17 protein-coding genes are annotated in these 19,150 nt (G+C 46.1%); 16 read left to right on the forward strand and 1 reads right to left on the reverse strand.

The features are described 5' to 3' along the window. Nucleotides 1–29 precede the first annotated feature (29 nt). On the reverse strand, nt 30–821 hold the full coding sequence (map, locus tag LSG34_RS13495) for a type I methionyl aminopeptidase (RefSeq protein WP_233009624.1): 792 nt from the start codon (nt 819–821) through the stop codon (nt 30–32). 241 nt (nt 822–1,062) lie between these two features. Here map and rpsB point away from each other — a divergent pair, with 241 nt between their 5' ends. From rpsB to dnaE, 16 genes are all read left to right on the forward strand, one after another. Then, nucleotides 1,063–1,791: a 30S ribosomal protein S2 gene (rpsB, locus tag LSG34_RS13500; RefSeq protein WP_008900631.1), complete on the forward strand. Its 729-nt coding sequence runs from the start codon at nt 1,063–1,065 to the stop codon at nt 1,789–1,791. A gap of 107 nt (nt 1,792–1,898) precedes the next feature. Then, nucleotides 1,899–2,771, forward strand: a complete 873-nt coding sequence (gene tsf, locus LSG34_RS13505; RefSeq protein ID WP_233009625.1) for a translation elongation factor Ts — start codon at nt 1,899–1,901, stop codon at nt 2,769–2,771. A gap of 173 nt (nt 2,772–2,944) precedes the next feature. Beyond that, the gene (pyrH, locus tag LSG34_RS13510; protein WP_008900629.1) at nt 2,945–3,682 is read left to right on the forward strand and encodes a UMP kinase; all 738 of its coding nucleotides are present in this window, start codon (nt 2,945–2,947) and stop codon (nt 3,680–3,682) included. Nucleotides 3,683–3,727: 45 nt separating this feature from the next. Beyond that, entirely contained in the window at nt 3,728–4,285 is a 558-nt protein-coding gene (gene frr, locus LSG34_RS13515) for a ribosome recycling factor (RefSeq protein ID WP_233009626.1), read from the forward strand. An 84-nt stretch (nt 4,286–4,369) separates the two neighbouring features. Next, nucleotides 4,370–5,137, forward strand: coding sequence for a polyprenyl diphosphate synthase (uppS, locus tag LSG34_RS13520; protein ID WP_008900627.1), 768 nt, complete (start codon nt 4,370–4,372; stop codon nt 5,135–5,137). Nucleotides 5,138–5,142: 5 nt separating this feature from the next. Continuing rightward, nucleotides 5,143–6,006 (forward strand): phosphatidate cytidylyltransferase, encoded by an 864-nt coding sequence (locus LSG34_RS13525; protein ID WP_233009627.1) that lies wholly within the window; start codon nt 5,143–5,145, stop codon nt 6,004–6,006. Further along, complete coding sequence (ispC, locus tag LSG34_RS13530; protein WP_233009628.1) at nt 6,006–7,199, forward strand: 1-deoxy-D-xylulose-5-phosphate reductoisomerase; 1,194 nt, start codon at nt 6,006–6,008, stop codon at nt 7,197–7,199. The genes LSG34_RS13525 and ispC overlap by 1 nt, the downstream gene beginning before the upstream one ends. Next, entirely contained in the window at nt 7,199–8,551 is a 1,353-nt protein-coding gene (gene rseP, locus LSG34_RS13535) for a sigma E protease regulator RseP (RefSeq protein WP_233009629.1), read from the forward strand. Before ispC ends, rseP begins: the two co-directional genes overlap by 1 nt. Nucleotides 8,552–8,578: 27 nt before the next feature. After that, complete coding sequence (gene bamA, locus LSG34_RS13540) at nt 8,579–11,074, forward strand: outer membrane protein assembly factor BamA (RefSeq protein WP_233009630.1); 2,496 nt, start codon at nt 8,579–8,581, stop codon at nt 11,072–11,074. A gap of 21 nt (nt 11,075–11,095) precedes the next feature. Beyond that, nucleotides 11,096–11,614: an OmpH family outer membrane protein gene (locus LSG34_RS13545; protein ID WP_233009631.1), complete on the forward strand. Its 519-nt coding sequence runs from the start codon at nt 11,096–11,098 to the stop codon at nt 11,612–11,614. Next, nucleotides 11,614–12,660 carry a UDP-3-O-(3-hydroxymyristoyl)glucosamine N-acyltransferase gene (gene lpxD, locus LSG34_RS13550; RefSeq protein ID WP_233009632.1) on the forward strand — a complete coding sequence of 349 codons (1,047 nt, stop codon included), beginning with the start codon at nt 11,614–11,616 and terminating at the stop codon, nt 12,658–12,660. Before LSG34_RS13545 ends, lpxD begins: the two co-directional genes overlap by 1 nt. A gap of 17 nt (nt 12,661–12,677) precedes the next feature. After that, nucleotides 12,678–13,130, forward strand: coding sequence for a 3-hydroxyacyl-ACP dehydratase FabZ (gene fabZ / locus LSG34_RS13555; RefSeq protein ID WP_233009633.1), 453 nt, complete (start codon nt 12,678–12,680; stop codon nt 13,128–13,130). Nucleotide 13,131: 1 nt separating this feature from the next. Beyond that, nucleotides 13,132–13,902, forward strand: a complete 771-nt coding sequence (gene lpxA, locus LSG34_RS13560; protein WP_233009634.1) for an acyl-ACP--UDP-N-acetylglucosamine O-acyltransferase — start codon at nt 13,132–13,134, stop codon at nt 13,900–13,902. Further along, entirely contained in the window at nt 13,902–15,062 is a 1,161-nt protein-coding gene (gene lpxB / locus LSG34_RS13565) for a lipid-A-disaccharide synthase (RefSeq protein ID WP_233009635.1), read from the forward strand. Before lpxA ends, lpxB begins: the two co-directional genes overlap by 1 nt. Further along, entirely contained in the window at nt 15,059–15,682 is a 624-nt protein-coding gene (rnhB, locus tag LSG34_RS13570; RefSeq protein ID WP_233009636.1) for a ribonuclease HII, read from the forward strand. The genes lpxB and rnhB overlap by 4 nt, the downstream gene beginning before the upstream one ends. Beyond that, a complete protein-coding gene (gene dnaE, locus LSG34_RS13575; RefSeq protein WP_233009637.1) occupies nt 15,675–19,145 on the forward strand; it encodes a DNA polymerase III subunit alpha in 3,471 nt (1,156 codons plus the stop codon). Before rnhB ends, dnaE begins: the two co-directional genes overlap by 8 nt. Nucleotides 19,146–19,150: the final 5 nt, after the last annotated feature.

The following is a 19,150-nucleotide window of genomic DNA, read 5'->3' on the forward strand; positions in this document are numbered from 1 at the left end:
TCTTAAGCGGCCGTCGTCTGTCTGCAGACTTACTCGGCCGTGACTATTCGTTCTATGGTGTCGTCGGATCTCAGAGTTAAAATTTCGCAGCCAGTCTCTGTGACGACAATAGTGTGTTCAAACTGCGCTGATAAACTACGATCTTTAGTTACAACCGTCCAGCCGTCTTTTAACAATTTACTATGACGCTCACCAGCGTTGATCATAGGCTCTATCGTCAAACACATACCGGTTTTTAAGGTATCGCCTGTGCCTGGGCGGCCATAATGCAGCACCTGCGGGTCTTCGTGGAATACCTGACCTATGCCATGACCACAGTATTCACGCACCACTGAGTAGCTGTGTTTTTCGGCATGTTGCTGAATAACAAAACCAATATCACCTAAACGGGCGCCGTTTTTCACTTTACGAATGCCCATATACAAGCATTCCTGAGTCACTCGAATTAAACGGTCAGCTAAAATGCTCGGTTTACCAATCACAAACATTTTTGAGGTATCGCCGTGATAACCATCTTTAATCACAGTGATATCTATATTGATGATGTCGCCGTCTTTGAGTTTTTTCTCAGCCGACGGAATACCATGGCAAATCACCTGATTAACTGAAGTACAGATGGATTTTGGAAAGCCGTGGTAATTCAACGGGGCAGGGATAGCCTGCTGCACATCAACAATATAATTGTGGCAAATCGTATTCAGCTCTTCGGTGGTGACACCGGCTTTGACGTATGGCTCAATCATCTCTAATACTTCGGCAGCTAACTTACCTGCCACACGCATTTTTTCGATCTGATCTGCTGTCTTAATAATCGCGGCCATGCCATCTCTCTCTGCTGTAAAAATACACATTTCATTGTGTTTCAAGGGTGTCTATGGTATAAAGCGCGCCGCGATTTGGCAAATCAGATTCTGCTAAAAACGCAAAACGCAGATTAAAACTGCAATTAACTAAACAACACACATACATCGACACATAATCCGGGGTGCTGCAACTCATTGAGTTACGGTCGGTTTTATGGGATGTATGGAGGCCCAACCCCATTACTAAGGAATATTTATAATGGCAAAAGTTTCTATGCGCGATATGCTCCAGGCGGGCGTACATTTCGGTCACCAAACACGTTACTGGAACCCAAAAATGAAGCCATTCATTTTCGGCGCTCGTAACCGTGTTCACATCATCAACCTGGAACAAACTGTTCCAATGATGAACGATGCTTTAGCTTTCATTCAGTCTGTTGCTGCTAAAAAAGGCAAAATCCTGTTTGTTGGTACTAAGCGCGCTGCCTCTGAAGCAATCAAAGAAGCTGCTTCTCAAGTTGACCAGTACTATGTAAACCACCGTTGGTTAGGTGGCATGCTGACTAACTGGAAAACTGTTCGCCAGTCTATCAAGCGTTTAAAAGACCTGGAATCTCAAAGCCAGGACGGTACTTTCGACAAGCTGACTAAAAAAGAAGCTTTAGACCGTACCCGTGAAATGGACAAGCTGGAAAAAAGCTTAGGCGGTATCAAAGACATGGGCGGCTTGCCTGATGTTCTGTTTGTGATCGACGCCGACCACGAACACATTGCAATTAAAGAAGCCAACAACCTGGGTATCCCAGTTGTATCTATCGTTGATACTAACTCTGATCCTAAAGGTGTTGACTATGTGATTCCAGGTAACGATGACGCTATCCGCGCTATCCAGTTATACCTGGGCGCAGTAAATCAGGCCATCACTGAAGGCCGCAGCAAAAACATCGAAGTTCAGGCTGAATCTGAAAACTTCGTAGCTGCTGAGTAATTGCATTGTCTCTGTAGACTTGTAACCAAGGCTACATAAAGCAAGTTTAAACTTACAGGGGCATTTGCCCCTGTTTGTCCACGAAAAAATTTTGCGAGGAACTCCCCATGGCTGTAACTGCCGGTATGGTAAAAGAATTACGCGAGCGCACTGGCGCTGGCATGATGGACTGCAAAAAAGCTTTAGAAGAAACTGCAGGTGACATCGAAGGCGCAATCGAATTAATGCGTAAAAACGGTCAGGCTAAAGCTGCCAAGAAAGCTGGCCGTATCGCCGCTGAAGGTACTGTGATCACTCGCGTTGGTAACGGTTACGCTGTTGCAATCGAATTTAACTGTGAAACAGATTTCGTAGGCCGTGACGCTAGCTTCCTGGCTTTCTCTAACGCTGCTGCTGATCTGGCTCACGCCAACAAGCTGTTCACTGTTGAAGAGCTGTCTGCTGCGAAGCTTGGTGACACTACAGTTGAAGAAGCTCGCGCTACACTGGTTACTAAAATCGGTGAAAACATCAACATCCGTCGTATCTCTGTAGTTCAGGGTGACGTGATTGGTCAGTACACTCACTCAGGCCGTATCGGCGTGTTAGTGGTACTGGAAGGCGGTAACGAAGATATCGCTAAAGACGTTGCTATGCACGTTGCTGCTAACAACCCTTCATTCCTGACTCCAGAGTCAGTGCCAGCTGAAGTTGTTGCTAAAGAGCAGGAAATCCAGATCGAAATCGCTATCAACAGCGGCAAGCCAAAAGAAATCGCAGAGAAGATGGTTGCTGGTCGTATGACTAAGTTCACTGGCGAAGTTTCTTTAACTGGCCAGATGTTCGTAAAAGATCCTTCAATCACTACTGGTGAATTCCTGAAGCAAAACGGTGCTAAAGCTGTTAGCTACATCCGTTTAGAAGTTGGTGAAGGCATCGAAAAAGCTGAAACTGATTTCGCTGCTGAAGTTGCTGCTCAAATCGCTGCTGCTAAGAAGTAATTTACGCTTTAGCAATGCTTTGAAACCAGCTAGAATAACCGCGACCTGACCTTTGTCTGTCGCGGTTTTTTTATGTGCAGGATGTGCGGAACCTTATTACGACCTGTACGGCACCTGCCACAATTGAAAATCCGATAGCAAGGTTATATTCCTTCCAGATAAATGAGGACCTCATGAGCAATCCAAAACTCGCCTATAGAAGAATTTTATTAAAACTCAGTGGTGAAGCCCTGATGGGTGAAGAAGGCTTTGGTATAGATCCTAAAGTGCTGGATCGGATGGCTCAGGAAATCAAAGAGCTGGTTGAATTGGGTATCCAGGTCGCCATTGTAATTGGTGGCGGTAATATATTCCGTGGTGAAGGTTTAGCAAAAGCTGGCATGAACCGTGTGGTCGGTGACCATATGGGGATGTTAGCTACAGTGATGAATGGTCTGGCGATGCGTGATGCTTTGCATCGTGCTTTTGTGAACGCCCGACTGATGTCTGCTATCCCGTTAAATGGTGTATGTGACAATTACAGCTGGGCAGAAGCCATTAGTCTGTTAAAGTCTGGCCGTGTAGTCATTTTCTCTGCCGGTACTGGTAACCCGTTTTTTACCACAGATTCAGCTGCCTGTTTACGTGGTATTGAAATTGAAGCTGATGCGGTTTTAAAAGCCACTAAAGTCGATGGCGTCTATTCAGCAGACCCTGTAAAAGACCCAACAGCCACTCTGTACAGCAAATTGAGCTACACAGAAGTTCTGGAAAAAGAATTAAAAGTTATGGATTTAGCGGCCTTTACCTTGGCCCGCGACCATAATATGCAAATTCGTGTCTTCAATATGAATACTCCTGGTGCACTGAAACGTGTAGTGCTGGGTGAAGAAGAAGGCACAGTGATCGACCACGCTGAAAAATTACAGTAAACTAACTGCCACTTTTTTGGTGTAGCAAAAAAAGGAATAGCCAAAGTGATTAACGATATTCTCAAAGACAGCAAAACCCGGATGGAAAAAAGCGTTGAAGCGCTGAAAGGCCAATTGTCCAAAATTCGTACCGGTCGTGCTCACCCAAGTTTATTAGATGGCATTCAGGTGTCTTATTACGGCGCTAATACGCCATTACGTCAGGTTGCTAACGTGTCTGTAGAAGATGCCCGTACTCTGACCATCAGCGTGTTTGATAAAACTCTGATCCAACCTGTAGAGAAAGCTATTCTGCAGTCAGATTTAGGGTTAAACCCAATGAGCGCTGGTACTACTATTCGTGTGCCATTGCCTCCACTGACTGAAGAACGTCGTCGTGATTTAGTCAAAGTAGTACGTAACGAAGCTGAAGGTGCCCGTGTTGCTGTGCGTAACATTCGTCGTGACGCTAACGCTGATCTGAAGACTTTATTAAAAGATAAAGAAATTGGTGAAGACGACGAGCGTAAAGCCGTAGACGAAGTTCAGAAGCTGACTGACGCCTTTGTGAAGAAGGTTGACGAGGTTTTAGCTGACAAAGAAAAAGAGTTGATGGAAGTTTAATCAACCTCGCCCTGATTAGGGAAATAGCGCCGTGTAGGGTATACTTCGCGGCGTTTTTTATTATTGTGACAAGGTCAGATTCAGATGACAGAAGTGCAAACCGCGTTACAAAACGCGTTGCCACAACATGTCGCCATTATCATGGACGGCAACGGACGCTGGGCTGAACGGCAAGGCAGACCCCGGGTATGGGGTCATAAAAAAGGTGTTGATGCAGTGCGTCGCGCCGTAAGCTTTTGCCGTAAATTAGGCATCCAGTCTCTTACCTTATTTGCGTTTAGCAGTGAAAACTGGCGTCGGCCTGAAGACGAAGTCAGCGGTTTGATGCAACTGTTTTTACTGGTATTACAGCAGGAAGTGAAAACCCTGCACAAAAACAATGTACGGCTGAATATTATCGGAGACTTGTCTCCTTTTAGCGATAAACTCAAACAACATATTAAAGAGGCGCAACAGCTTACAGCTCAGAATACAGCTTTGACCCTAAATGTTGCAGCCAACTATGGCGGACGTTGGGACATAGTGCAGGCAGCACAACAATTAGCGCAAAAAGTCGCTGATGGTGAGATGACTGCTGCACAAATTGACGAACAATTGTTATCAGGCTGCATGCAAATGCATGACCAACCGGAACTGGATCTGATGATCCGTACCGGTGGTGATGTACGCATCAGCAACTTTTTGTTGTGGCAAGCTGCTTATGCTGAGTTATGGTTTACCGAAACCTTATGGCCTGACTTTGATGATCAGGTGTTTTCGGAAGCTTTGGCAACCTACGCCAGTAGAGAACGGCGTTTTGGTTGTACCGGAGCACAAATCCGTGAGCTGGCAATGCGTCCGATACAAGGATAACCAATTTGTTTAAGCAACGAGTTATTACAGCCCTGATCATGGCGCCATTGGCGTTGGCCGCAGTTTTTTTCCTTCCTTTGCACTATTTCGCTATTTTTATTGCTGCTGCTTTTTTGATTGGAGCCTGGGAGTGGAGTTTATTTTGTGGCTACACAACCAAACCCAGCCAATACAGTTTTATCGCTGTTGTGGCCCTGAGTATGGCGCTGATTTATTGGCAACTGCCTGACACTGCATACTGGCCAGTACAGCTTGATCTGTTGAGCAACAGCCTGCTTGCTATGGGTGTGGTCTGGTGGCTGATTGCGGTGCTTTTGGTCTTAAGTTACCCGCGTAGCAGTCAAAGCTGGGCCCAGGGGCATTTACGCCGTGCTTTGATGGGGTGGTTTACTTTAGTTCCTGCCTGGACTGCTTTGTTATTAATTCGTTCTGTCGATTTTCATCAATCCAGCTACACAGGCGCCTGGTTAATTTGTTTATTGCTGGGGATTGTCTGGGCCGCTGATATTGGTGGCTATTTTATTGGCAAGCCTTTTGGTAAACGCAAATTATTGCCTGCTGTCAGTCCGGGGAAAACGCTGGAAGGCATGCTAGGTGGCGTCGGCTTTGTGATGCTGCTGGTCACTGCTGTGGCTTATTACCAGGGGTTTCCGGAAGAAACAACCACCTGGTATCTGGCGGCTTTAGTGCTGACTATTTTGTCGGTGTTTGGCGATTTAAGTGAAAGTATGTTTAAACGTGTGGCTGGCTTAAAAGACAGCGGCAACATTATCCCTGGTCACGGTGGCATTTTAGATCGTATTGACAGTCTGACGGCCACAGCGCCACTTTATGCTGTATTGGTAGCTCTGATTGGGGGCTTCGCTTAATGCGGACGCTGGTGATCCTTGGTGCAACAGGCTCTATTGGCTGTAATACGCTGGACGTTGTGGCTATGCACCCCGGTGACTATCAGGTACTGGGGTTAACAGGTGCCACTCAGGTGGATAAGTTGTTTGCTCAAATTCAGCAGTTTAAGCCACGTTATGCGGTAATGACGGATGTGCAGGCTGCTGACAAATTACGCCAACTGGTGAAAGACGCTAGTCTTCCGACTGAAGTCTGGGCAGGAGCACAAGCACTTTGTGATTTAGCTGCTCATCCTGACGCTGATATGGTGATGGCTGCTATTGTCGGAGCGGCAGGTTTATTGCCTACTTTAGCAGCTGTTGAGCAAGGTAAAATTGTATTACTGGCCAATAAAGAAGCGCTGGTGATGAGTGGTGAGCTGTTTATCAATAAAGTGCAACATTATGGTGCTACTTTATTGCCTATAGACAGCGAACATAATGCCATTTTCCAGTGTTTACCTGCGCAATTACAACAAAACACCGCGACTCAGAAATTGTCTGACTTTGGTATCAGTAAACTGTTACTGACCGGCAGCGGTGGTCCGTTTTTACGTAAAGATTTGACAGAGTTCTCAAGCATTACTCCAGCTCAGGCTGTGGCGCATCCAAATTGGGTGATGGGACAGAAAATTTCAGTCGATAGCGCCACTATGATGAATAAAGGCCTGGAGTTTATTGAAGCACGCTGGTTATTTAACTGTGCTGCGGACGATATTCAGGTGGTGATCCACCCACAAAGTATTATTCATTCGATGGTGCAATACACGGACGGCTCTGTGCTCGCTCAATTGGGGCAACCTGATATGCGCACTCCTATTGCTCATGCACTGGCTTATCCACACCGCATTCAGACCCACGTAAAACCACTGAATTTTTTTGAACTGGCAGACTTTAGCTTCTCCAAACCAGAACCAGCGCGTTACCCCAACTTATATCTGGCGATAGCCGCTTGCGGTTATGGGCAAGGGGCTACAACGGCGCTGAACGCGGCCAACGAAATGACGGTCGCTGCATTTTTAGCAGGCCAAATTAGATTTACGGATATAGCGCAGTTGAACGAAAAAGCATTGGAGCGTTTTGCCACTATAAAAGCGCCTGATTTAGAAAGTATTCTGGGTCTTGATCAACAAGCCAGAGCTTATATGCAAGACCAACTGAAAAAGGTGAGTTAATGTCGGGTTTTGTCTGGAATTTAATCAGCTTTGTGGTTGCTATTGGCCTGCTGGTGACAGTGCATGAGTTTGGCCACTTTTGGGTGGCGCGAAAAAACAATGTACTGGTCAAACGTTTTTCTATAGGTTTTGGCAAAGCTATTTACCGCTGGCGCGACAAACAAGGCACAGAGTTTGTGATTGCGATGATCCCGCTTGGTGGTTATGTCCGGATGCTGGATGAGCGGGTAGACCCTGTGTTGCCGCAGTTTAAGGACTTAAGTTTTAACAGCAAAACAGTCGGACAACGTATGGCTATTATTGCTGCTGGCCCTATAGCCAATTTCCTGTTCGCTATCCTGCTGCTCTGGGGCATGTACCTGATAGGTGTGCCTAATATTAAACCTGTGATAGGGCAGGTAACGGCTGAGTCCATTGCCGCCAAAGCAGGTGTTCCGTCCAATGCGCAAATCACAGCGATCAACGGTGAACCCGCTGAAGACTGGCGCGCCATCAGTTTATTACTGGTCGAGCAGGTCGGTAGCACTGCTGTGGATATTACAGTGCAGCAGCTGGAAGGCAGTGACCAAAGTTATCAGCTGGATTTAACCGACTGGGTATTTGATCCGGATAAACAAAGCGTATTTGGCAGTTTAGGTTTAGAGCCACTGCGCCCGGAAGTTTTAAATGAAATCAGCCAGATTCAGCCAGGCTCAGCAGCTGAAGCCGCAGGTTTGCAGTTTGGCGATAAACTGGTTTCAGTGGATGGCAAAGCTGTGGCTGACTGGAATTCAGTCGTCACTTTAGTGCAAAACAATCCGGAAAAACCTTTGTTGTTTGGTATTGAACGTGCTGGCCAATCGATGGATATTCTGGTGACACCACAAAGCCGCGAAACTGCAGATGGTTTTCATCAGGGTTACCTTGGAGTCAGCCCAAAAGTATTGCCATGGCCTGAGCATTTATTGTTCACTCAGCAGTATGGCCCTGTACAGGCGGCCTTGGTTGGGGTAGAAAAGACCTGGCAATTGGTACGGTTAAGCTTCTCAATGATTGGAAAATTCATTTTTGGTGATATTTCTGTCAAACATTTAAGTGGCCCAATTTCGATAGCACAAGGCGCTGGAAGCAGCGCAGATATTGGCTTGATTGCCTTTATCTCCTTTTTAGCACTGATTAGCGTCAACCTTGGGGTGATAAATTTACTGCCTCTGCCTATTTTGGATGGTGGCCATTTAATGTATCTTGTGCTGGAACTAATACGCGGCAAACCTGTCTCTGAGAAGGCGCAGGAGCTGGGTTTCCGGATCGGAGCTCTGTTGCTGCTGACATTAATGGGAATTGCGCTGCTCAACGATATTTCTCGTTTGTAATAAACTAATCAAAAGTAGTCCAAAACAATGACAATTAAACGATTAGTAGCTGCGATGTTACTTGCTGGTTTAAGTAACTCGGTGCTCGCTGAACAATCATTTACTGTGCAAGACATTCAGGTCGAAGGCTTGCAGCGTGTTGCGCTTGGTGCAGCATTAAATAATTTGCCGTTTAATATCGGCGATACCATCACAGAAGCATCCTTATCGCGCAGTATCAAAAGTCTGTATGCGGCAGGTCACTTTGACGATATTCAGGTATATCGTGACGGCAATACCGTCATTTATCGCTTAAAAGAGCGTCCAACCATCAATAACATTGAGTTTGATGGCAATAAAGACATCAAAGAAGATCAGTTAAACGAAAGTTTAACGGGTCAGAAAATTATCATTGGTGAGCCTTTAGATAAAACTGTGATCAAAGAAGTTGAAAACGGTTTAACAGAGTTTTATCACGGCGTAGGTAAATACAACGCTGCGGTTGAGATGAAGGTCACTTATTTACCTCGTAACAGAGTCAATCTGAAAATCGAATTTGAAGAAGGCGATGCCGCTTCTGTTCGTCAGATCAACGTGGTAGGTAACGAGATATTCAGCGACGAAGAGTTGCTGAAAAATATTGAATCACTGTACGACTTGCCCTGGTGGCGTTTTCTGGCCTCTGATCGCTACCAGAAACAAACCTTGCAAGGTGACTTTGAAAAAATCCGTAGCTACTACTTAGACCGTGGTTATCTGCGTTTTAACATCGACGCCAACCAGGTTTCTGTTAGTACAGATAAAACCTCTGTCTACGTGACCCTGAACGTGACTGAAGGTGAACAATACACTATTACAGGCGTTGATTTTGTCGGTGATTTAATAGGGCAGGATGCTTTTATCAAGGCACTGTTACCTTTAAAAGCGGGTCAGCTGTACAACGGTGCTTTGGTAACTTACACAGAAGAAAGTATCGCCAAGTTACTGGCACGTTTTGGTTATGCCAACTCGAAAGTCCGCACTATTCCTGCGATCAACGACGACACCAAAGAAGTGGCTCTGACCATCAGTGTAGACCCGGGCAAACGCGTTTACGTGCGTCGTCTGGAAGTTGCCGGTAACGCTTCTACCAAAGACGAAGTTATTCGTCGTGAAGTCCGTCAGATGGAAGGCGCCTGGTTATCTAACGATGCGCTGGAATTGTCTAAAGAGCGTATTCAGCGTTTACCTTACATTGAGAAGGTTGAGTTTGAGACCAAAGAAGTTGCAGGCGTGGATGACAAAGTCGACGTTAGCTACAAAATTAAAGAACAACCGTCTGGTAACTTTAATGCCGGTATTTCTTACGGTGATTTCCAGGGCTTGTCATTCCAGATTGGCGTGGAGCAACAAAACTTCTTTGGTACAGGTAACTCAGCTGGCGTTAACTTAAGTACAAACAAGTACAACAGACAAATTTCATTGTCTGTGACTGATCCGTACTTCACACTTGATGCTGTCAGTTTAGGTGGTCAGATATTCTATTCAGATACCGACTATTCCAGTTTGTCATCTAACTTAGAAGCCTATAAACAAAAACGTTATGGTTTTGGCGCTACTGTTGGTTACCCAATCAATGAGTACAACAGATTAAACTTCGGCACCAACTATGCGGTCAACGAAATTAACTCCTTATCTGAATATGATCAGTTACGTCATTTCAGAGCTGTGTTAATGGATAAAAATGATCCGGATGGTGGTTATAAGTTTACTAACTACGAGCTGATTGCCAGCTGGATCCAAAGCACATTAAACCGTGGTTTGTTCCCGACTGCTGGTCATGAACTGGTGTTAAGCGGACGTATTACTACACCAAATTCAGATTTGCAGTACTACAAAACCACTTTTGAAGCCCGCAATTATATTCCGCTGAGTAATGACCACCGCTGGTCGTTCTTAAGTAAGCTGGAAGTGGGTTATGGTAATGGTTACGGCAGTAAAGATGGTTACGATTATACGCTGCCATTTACTGATAACTTCTATGCTGGTGGTCAGAATTTACGTGGTTTTGAAGCCCGTATTATCGGTCCTCACGCTATATACCGTCAGGTCAGTACAGTTCCGGGTTTACCTAATCCTACAGGTGGATCTGGTAATCCACTGCCGACTGATCCGAGTTTTGACACTTATTTAGTGTCTCCACGGTCAACGGGTGGTAATGCCATGGCTATTGCTACCCTTGAGTTAATCACACCGACACCTTTTGTCAGTGAGGATTATGTAAACCAGATACGTACCAGCCTATTTGTTGACGCAGGTAACGTCTGGGATACAGAGTTTGATTTAAGTCGTTATGATGGTTTAAGCCCGTCGACAAGTCAGAATTTTAACAGTCCTGCATTGTTAGACTATTCTGATCCAGGCTTAATCCGTGTTTCGACAGGTCTTTCTCTGCAATGGATTTCACCTATGGGTCCATTGACATTTAGCCTGGCTAAAATCATCCGGAAAGAAGAGGGTGATGATCAGGAAAACTTTAGTTTCAATATTGGTACTACATTCTAAATTTATGGGAAAGGGAAACACATGTTTAAGCAAAGCTTAGCAAAAACTGCATTGGTATTGATGGCTGGCCTGTTGATGGCTGGTACTGCTGCAGCAAAAGAAATGAAGATTGGTATCGTTGATGTACAGGCCATTGTTGCCCAATTACCTCAAACGACCTCTATTCAAAATACATTAAAAGCTGAGTTCGAAGGCCGTATTGCTGAAGTACAAAAGCTGGAAAAAGACATCGCTTTTAATCAGGAAAAATTAAAGCGTGATGGCGCTACCATGAACGACCAGCAGAAAAAAACTCTGCAGGGCGAAATGGAAAAGCAAATGCGCAGCTACGAGCAGTTAGCTCGTCCATTGGATGAAGATTACCGTAAGCGCCAGGGCGAAGAACGTAACAAGCTGATGGGTTTAGTGAAAACTGCGATTGATAGTCTGGCTAAAAAAGACAACTACGACCTGATTTTAAATGCTCAGGCTGGTGTGTTTGTTAAACCTGAATATGACATCTCTAATGCTGTTGTAGCTCAGGTGAGCAAAGCCAAATAATGGCAAAGCTTACTTTAGCTTTTATAGCTGAGCAGTTAAATGCTCAGCTAGTTGGAGACGCCACGGCACTGATTAGTGCCGTTGGTACATTGGAAGAGGCGACAAGCCATCAAATCAGCTTCTTGTCCAACAGCAAGTACCGTAAATTTTTGCAGTCGACTCAAGCCGGTGCAGTGCTTATTAAAGCTGATGATCAGAGCTACTGTCCTGTTAATGCGCTGATCGTAAACGACCCTTATGTGGCTTTTGCTAAAATAGCCCAATTATTAGATTCCACACCTGCTGCCGCTTATGGGCGGGGGCAGAATATAGTGATAGACCCTTCAGCTTCAGTGCCAGATTCAGTCGTTATAGGCCCCAACGTGGTGATTTCCGCTGGTGCCGTGATTGGCGAGAATGTACAAATTGGCGCTGGTTGTTTTATTGGCGAAAATGTCTTGATAGCCGATGGCTGTAAAATCTGGCCTAACGTGACCTTTTACCACGGCGTGAAGCTTGGTAAAAATTGTCTGGTGCACAGTGGTGCTGTGATAGGTGCAGATGGTTTTGGTTTTGCTAACGAACGTGGTCGCTGGTTAAAAATCCCTCAGGTCGGTACTGTCATCATAGGCGACGATACTGAAGTGGGTGCCAATACCACGATAGACCGTGGAGCTTTAGGCGATACAGTGATTGGTAAGAACGTGATTCTGGACAATCAGGTACAAATTGCTCACAACGTGCAAATTGGTGATCACACAGCCATTGCAGGTTGCACTGTCGTAGCTGGCAGCACTAAAATTGGCCGCTATTGTATTATTGGTGGTGCCTGCGCCATTAATGGTCATATGGAAATATGTGATGGTGTGCAAATTACCGGCATGTCGATGATCATTAAGTCCATCACCGAAAAAGGTATTTATTCATCCGGTACTCCGGCCAGCACCAATCTGGAATGGCGGAAAAATAGCGTCCGGTTTCGTCAACTGGACCAGATGTATCAAAAATTACGGGAACTTGAACAGCAAATGGCTGCTTTGTCCCTACCGCCTTCAAAAGACGAATAATATAAAAGAGGTTCACTTTGGCTAACCAATTGAATATCCTTGAAATACAGGAAATCATGGCCTTGCTGCCACATCGCTATCCATTTTTAATGATCGACCGGGTTCTTGATTTCACTCCTGGCGAATCTTTAACTGCTATTAAAAACGTCACAATCAATGAGCCGATTTTTACCGGTCACTTCCCTAATATGCCAATTTTCCCTGGCGTATTAATTCTGGAAGCTTTGGCTCAGGCCACAGGTATTTTAGGTTTTAAGACAGTGACAGAACGTTCTGAGAACGAGCTGTATTTATTTGCTGCTATAGACGAAGCCCGTTTTAAAAAGCCTGTTGTTCCTGGCGATCAAATGGTGCTGGAAGTAAAGTTCTTGAAAGAACGCCGTAATTTGTGGAAGTTTTATGGTGAAGCCAAAGTGGATGGCCAGGTCGTTTGTAGTGCTGAACTGATGTGTGCCAGAAGAGAGCTTTAATATGATCCATCCTACCGCTGTGATAGAACCCGGTGCCGTACTTGGTCAAAACGTCAAAGTTGGACCATTTTGTTATATTGCCGCTAACGTGGTGATTGGCGATGACACAGTGCTTGAATCTCATGTGGTGCTGAAAGGCCCAACCGTCATGGGCAAAGGCAATCATTTTTACCAGTTCACCAGCATAGGTGAAGATTGCCAGGACAAAAAATACAACGGCGAGCCAACAGAACTGATTATTGGTGACAACAATGTATTCCGCGAAAACTGTACTGTGCATCGTGGCACGGTGCAGGACAAAGGTGTCACCCGTATTGGCTCGAATAACCTCTTTATGAACAATACCCATGTCGCACACGACTGTGTGATTGGCGATAACGTGATTTTTGCCAGCGGTGCTCAGTCAGCTGGTCATGTACATGTTGGCGATTGGGCTATTTTAGGCGGCATGACAGGGATCCATCAGTTCTGCCATATAGGCGCTCATGCTTTTATCGGCGGTGGTTCTATTGTCGTCAAAGACGTACCTCCTTACCTGATGGCGCACGGCTCACATGCTGTACCTGCTGGTTTAAACCTTGAAGGTTTAAAACGCCGCGGCTTTAGTGCCGATGCGATTTTAGAAGTGCGCCGAGCTTATAAAGAAGTCTATCGCAAAGGTTTAACAGTGCAGGAAGCTTTGGATGCTCTGGCAGAAAAGTCTGCCGAATTCCCGGAAGTGAAAGCCTTCACTGATTTTATCGCCAACTCCAGCCGTGGCATTATTCGCTGATGGTTGAGTTGCAAACTAAGATTAAAATCGCGTTAGTCGCCGGGGAACACTCCGGCGATATTTTAGGTGCAGATTTAATCCGCGCTTTAAAGTTGTTGTACCCGCAGGCAGAATTTTACGGCATAGGCGGCGAGCGCATGAAAGCCGAAGGCTTTAGCGCTTTGTTTGATATGGAAGAGCTGGCGGTTATGGGCATAGTGGAAGTTTTAGGCCGCTTGCCACGTTTGCTGCAAGTTCGCAAAGAGCTACTGGCGAATCTTACTGCCACAAAGCCTGATGTCTTTATTGGCATAGACGCGCCGGATTTTAATATTCCGGTGGAGCTCAAGCTCAAAGCCGCTGGTATTAAAACTGTGCATTATGTCAGCCCCTCTGTCTGGGCCTGGCGGCAAAAACGTATTTTTAAAATAGCCAAAGCCACCCATATGGTGCTGGCGTTATTGCCTTTTGAGAAAGCCTTTTACGACAAATTTGCTGTGCCATGCAGCTTTGTCGGCCATACGCTGGCAGACCAAATGCCTTTGCAGCCTGATAAAGCCGCTGCCAAAACTGAACTGGGTTTAAAAGCCGAAGCGCCAGTGCTGGCGATCATGCCGGGCAGCAGAACCAATGAAATCAAATTATTAGCTGCAGATTATCTGCTTGCTGCAGAAGAATTACAACGTCAGCAGCCTGATTTACAGCTGATTTGTAATATGGTGACAGAGCAAAAAGCAGAGTTGTTCCGCCAGATTAAACAGCAGGTTGCACCGGATTTAGTGGTGCAGTTGGAAATCGGCAAAGCCCGCACTACGTTAACAGCGGCTGATGCTGTGTTTATCGCCTCAGGCACTGCCACCTTAGAAGCCATGCTGGCCAAAACCGCCATGGTGGTGGGTTATAAGATGAACTGGCTGACGCATCAGATAGCTAAACGTTTAGTGAAACTGAAGTTCTTTAGCCTGCCAAATTTATTGGCTGATAAAGCTTTAGTGACAGAGCTGCTGCAACAGCAGGTCACAGTCGACAACCTGGTGACAGCTATGGCGCCTTTATTACAAAACCAGGCAGCGCAGCAAGCATGTGTCAGCTCTTTTACAGAGCTGCATCAAGTGATCCGCTGCAATGCCAGCGAACAAGCTGCTGCGGCAATAGCAAAAGTGATGGAAAACCCTGTATGAGTGTTAAAGCTCTGAATGCTGAAACATACCAAAGACCACAAGTTCAGCTGATTTGTGGTGTAGACGAAGTAGGGCGTGGCCCGCTTGTTGGCGCTGTAGTAACAGCCGCTGTGATCCTTGATCCAAATAACCCTATTGTTGGCTTAAACGATTCTAAAAAACTGTCAGAAAAAAAACGCCTGCAACTGGCTGAAGAAATTAAAGCTAAAGCCTTAAGCTGGAGCTTAGGCCGGGCTGAAGTGCATGAAATTGACAGTTTAAATATTCTACACGCCACTATGCTGGCCATGACCCGTGCTGTGCAGGGGCTGCATATTAAGCCGGAATGGGCCTTAATAGATGGCAACCGTGTGCCTAAAGATATAGGGGTTCAGGCCAGTGCTGTGGTCAAAGGTGATGCTTTAGTGCCGGAAATCAGTGCTGCTTCTATTCTTGCCAAAGTGGCGCGGGATGAAGAAATGCAGCAACTGGCAGAGTTATATCCACAGTATGGTTTTGCTGGTCATAAAGGTTATCCGACCGCTGAGCACCTGGCAGCTATTAAAACTCATGGTGTGATTAACGAACACAGACGCAGCTTTAAACCTGTCAGGGATGTGTTGGAGCAGATGCATGGCTGATCCGGGTTTTATTCATTTAAGGGTGCACAGCGATTTTTCGATGATCGATGGCATCAAAAAAATAAAGCCTATAGTCAAAGCGGCGAAAGAGCTGAATATGCCTGCGCTTGCTTTAACAGATCAGATGAATATGTGTGGCCTGGTGCGTTTTTACAGTACAGCACATGAAGCCGGTATTAAGCCGATAGTAGGTGCAGATCTGTGGGTGCAGCATCCGCTGTTTCCGGGTGATGCCTGTCGTTTATTGATTTTGGCAGCCGACAACGCGGGTTACCAGAACCTGACTATGTTGCTGTCCAAGGCCTATTTACGTGGCCATGTGCATCACAAACCGCAGATTGATCATGAATGGCTGGTGGAATACAAAGAAGGCCTGATTGTATTATCAGGTGCGAAAGACGGCCCTTTAGGCAAAGCCTTAATTAAAGGCAATGCCCCCAGTGCTTTGGCCTTAGTGCAGTTTTATCGTGAACATTTCCCAAACCGGTTTTTTATTGAACTGACCCGCACCGGCCGTCCTGACGAAGAAACTTATATTCAGGCTGCAGTAGAACTGGCAGAACGTGAACAGTTGCCTGTGGTTGCCACTAACGAAGTGGTGATGTTAAGCCCTGACGATTTTCCGGCCCATGAAATCCGTGTTGCCATTCATGATGGTTACACCTTAGAAGATAAAAGACGGCCAAAAAACTACAGCGAACAGCAGTATCTGCGATCTGCAGAAGAAATGCTGGAGCTGTTCTCCGATATTCCGGAAGCGCTACAAAACTCAGTTGAAATCGCTAAACGTTGTAATGTCACCATAAGGTTAGGTGAATACTTCCTGCCGGCTTTCCCGACTGGTGGTTTGTCCGACGCTGACTTCTTAGTCTTAAAATCCAAAGAAGGTCTGGAAAAGCGTTTGCTGCAGTTATTTCCCGACCCTGAAGTTCGTAAAGTAAAACGGGTTGAATACGACGAACGTTTAGACATTGAGCTCGGCGTAATCAACCAGATGGGATTCCCTGGTTACTTCCTGGTTGTTATGGAATTTATCCAGTGGAGCAAAGACAACGATATTCCGGTCGGCCCTGGCCGGGGCTCGGGTGCCGGTTCTTTAGTGGCTTATGCACTGAGCATTACCGACCTTGACCCTTTGGAATTTGACTTACTGTTCGAACGTTTCTTAAACCCTGAGCGGGTGTCGATGCCTGACTTTGACGTCGACTTCTGTATGGACAGACGCGACGAGGTGATAGAACACGTTTCCGACATGTATGGCCGCGAAGCCGTATCGCAGATCATCACCTTCGGTACTATGGCGGCTAAAGCTGTTATTCGTGACGTTGGTCGGGTACTGGGTCATCCTTATGGTTTTGTGGACCGTATCTCTAAGCTGATCCCACCCACTCCTGGTATGACGCTGGAACAGGCTTTTAAAGAAGAGCCACGTTTACCCGAATTGTATGCCGCCGATCAGGAAGTAAAAGACTTGATCGACATGGCGCGTCAGTTGGAAGGTGTGACCCGAAACGCCGGTAAACACGCCGGTGGTGTGGTGATAGCGCCGACTAAAATTACCGACTTTGCGCCTGTCTATTGTGATGAAGAGGGTAATAACCCCGTCACTCAGTTTGATAAAAACGACGTAGAATACGCAGGTCTGGTGAAGTTCGACTTCCTCGGTTTGCGCACACTGACCATCTTGCAGTGGGCTGTGAATATGACCAACGAGCGTCTGGCCCGTGAAGGCAAGCCGCTGGTGGATATTAATACTATTCCGCTGACCGACCGCAAGAGTTTTGATGTGCTGATGAAGGCGGATACCACAGCGGTATTCCAGCTTGAATCCCGTGGTATGAAAGACTTAATACGCCGTCTGCAGCCCGACTGTTTCGAAGATATGATAGCCCTTGTGGCTTTGTTCCGTCCTGGTCCATTGCAGTCAGGCATGGTAGATAACTTTATCGACCGTAAACGGGGTCGTGAAGAAATCTCTTATCCGGATTCTACCTGGCAACATGACTCGTTAATTCCTATTCTGGAGCCTACCTACGGCATTATCCTGTATCAGGAACAGGTTATGCAAATCGCGCAGGTCTTGTCTGGTTATTCACTGGGCGGCGCTGACTTATTGCGCCGTGCTATGGGTAAAAAGAAGCCAGAAGAGATGGCTAAACAGCGCGATACTTTCCGTGATGGTGCTGTGGCGAATGGCGTCGATGCCGAACTGTCGATGAAAATCTTCGATTTGGTAGAGAAGTTCGCAGGCTACGGTTTTAACAAATCTCACTCAGCCGCTTATGCTTTGGTGTCGTATCAGACCTTGTGGATGAAGGCACATTATCCGGCTGAGTTTATGGCCGCTGTAATGTCTGCCGATATGGATAACACCGACAAAATCGTCATTCTGGTGGATGAATGTGAGCATATGAAGCTCAAATTGATCCCGCCTGATGTGAATTCTGGTGAATATAAATTTACCGTAAACCGCCAAGGCCATATAGTTTATGGTATAGGCGCGATAAAAGGTGTGGGTGAAGGTCCGGTTGAAGCTATTTTGGCGGCACGGGCTAAACATGGAACATTCACAGACTTGTTCGACTTCTGTAATAAAGTTGATTTAAAACAGTTGAACCGCCGCGTTATTGAAAAGCTGATTTTATCCGGCGCTATGGACCAGTTGGGCCCACATCGTGCTGCTATGATGGCGACCTTGGAAGAAGCAATGAAAGGCGCGGAGCAGCAGGCTAAAGCCGAAGCTATGGGTCAATCTGATCTATTTGGTTTAATGGCACCAGAGCCTGAACACGCAGCCAGTGCTTTTAAACAAGTGCCGATTTGGCCGGACGAAGTCTGGCTGGAAGGCGAACGAGAAACCTTGGGTTTATACCTGACAGGTCACCCTATCAACAGATATCTGGTGGAGTTACCGCATTACAGTTCTGGCCGTTTAGTCGATATGCAGCCGGGTCGTCGTGATCAGGTGGTGCATGCTGCTGGTTTAGTCTTGTCTGTGCGCACTATGATCAATAAAAAGGGCAGACGTTGGGCTATTGTCACTTTAGATGACAAATCTGCGCGCCTGGATGTACGTTTTTTCCCCGAACAGTTCGAAAACTTCGAGCATTTGCTGCAAAAAGACAAAATATTGGTGGTGTCGGGACAGGTCAGCTTTGATGATTTCAGCGGTGGCCTTACAATGTCCGGCCGCGAAGTAGTGGACATCATAGCTGCACGGGAAAAATGCTTAAAATCCTTGACCTTAACTGTACATCAGCAGCAAATGGGACTGGATTATCTGCAAAAACTGCAGCAAGCTATGCACGAATTTAAATTAGGCACAGTGCCTGTGAAGCTGGTGTACCAGCGTGACGAAGGTCAAATCACAGTGGCATTGGGCACCGAATGGTGGGTAACACCTACCGATGCTTTGTTGCATCAACTGCGACAATTAGCAACAATACAACTGGATTTTCATTAATTAGG

The sequence above is a fragment of the Rheinheimera faecalis genome, assembly GCF_021290965.1.
In the GTDB taxonomy this organism is placed as follows: Bacteria; Pseudomonadota; Gammaproteobacteria; order Enterobacterales; family Alteromonadaceae; genus Pararheinheimera; species Pararheinheimera faecalis.

Excerpts from the sequence above, each read along its gene's own strand:
- pyrH (WP_008900629.1), top strand. The coding sequence starts at position 2,945 with ATGAGCAATCCAAAACTCGCCTATAGAAGAATTTTATTAAAACTCAGT.
- LSG34_RS13545 (WP_233009631.1), top strand. The coding sequence starts at position 11,096 with ATGTTTAAGCAAAGCTTAGCAAAAACTGCATTGGTATTGATGGCTGGC.
- map (WP_233009624.1), bottom strand. The coding sequence starts at position 821 with ATGGCCGCGATTATTAAGACAGCAGATCAGATCGAAAAAATGCGTGTG.
- lpxD (WP_233009632.1), top strand. The coding sequence starts at position 11,614 with ATGGCAAAGCTTACTTTAGCTTTTATAGCTGAGCAGTTAAATGCTCAG.
- rpsB (WP_008900631.1), top strand. The coding sequence starts at position 1,063 with ATGGCAAAAGTTTCTATGCGCGATATGCTCCAGGCGGGCGTACATTTC.
- rseP (WP_233009629.1), top strand. The coding sequence starts at position 7,199 with ATGTCGGGTTTTGTCTGGAATTTAATCAGCTTTGTGGTTGCTATTGGC.
- uppS (WP_008900627.1), top strand. The coding sequence starts at position 4,370 with ATGACAGAAGTGCAAACCGCGTTACAAAACGCGTTGCCACAACATGTC.
- dnaE (WP_233009637.1), top strand. The coding sequence starts at position 15,675 with ATGGCTGATCCGGGTTTTATTCATTTAAGGGTGCACAGCGATTTTTCG.
- bamA (WP_233009630.1), top strand. The coding sequence starts at position 8,579 with ATGACAATTAAACGATTAGTAGCTGCGATGTTACTTGCTGGTTTAAGT.
- tsf (WP_233009625.1), top strand. The coding sequence starts at position 1,899 with ATGGCTGTAACTGCCGGTATGGTAAAAGAATTACGCGAGCGCACTGGC.
- rnhB (WP_233009636.1), top strand. The coding sequence starts at position 15,059 with ATGAGTGTTAAAGCTCTGAATGCTGAAACATACCAAAGACCACAAGTT.
- lpxA (WP_233009634.1), top strand. The coding sequence starts at position 13,132 with ATGATCCATCCTACCGCTGTGATAGAACCCGGTGCCGTACTTGGTCAA.
- ispC (WP_233009628.1), top strand. The coding sequence starts at position 6,006 with ATGCGGACGCTGGTGATCCTTGGTGCAACAGGCTCTATTGGCTGTAAT.
- lpxB (WP_233009635.1), top strand. The coding sequence starts at position 13,902 with ATGGTTGAGTTGCAAACTAAGATTAAAATCGCGTTAGTCGCCGGGGAA.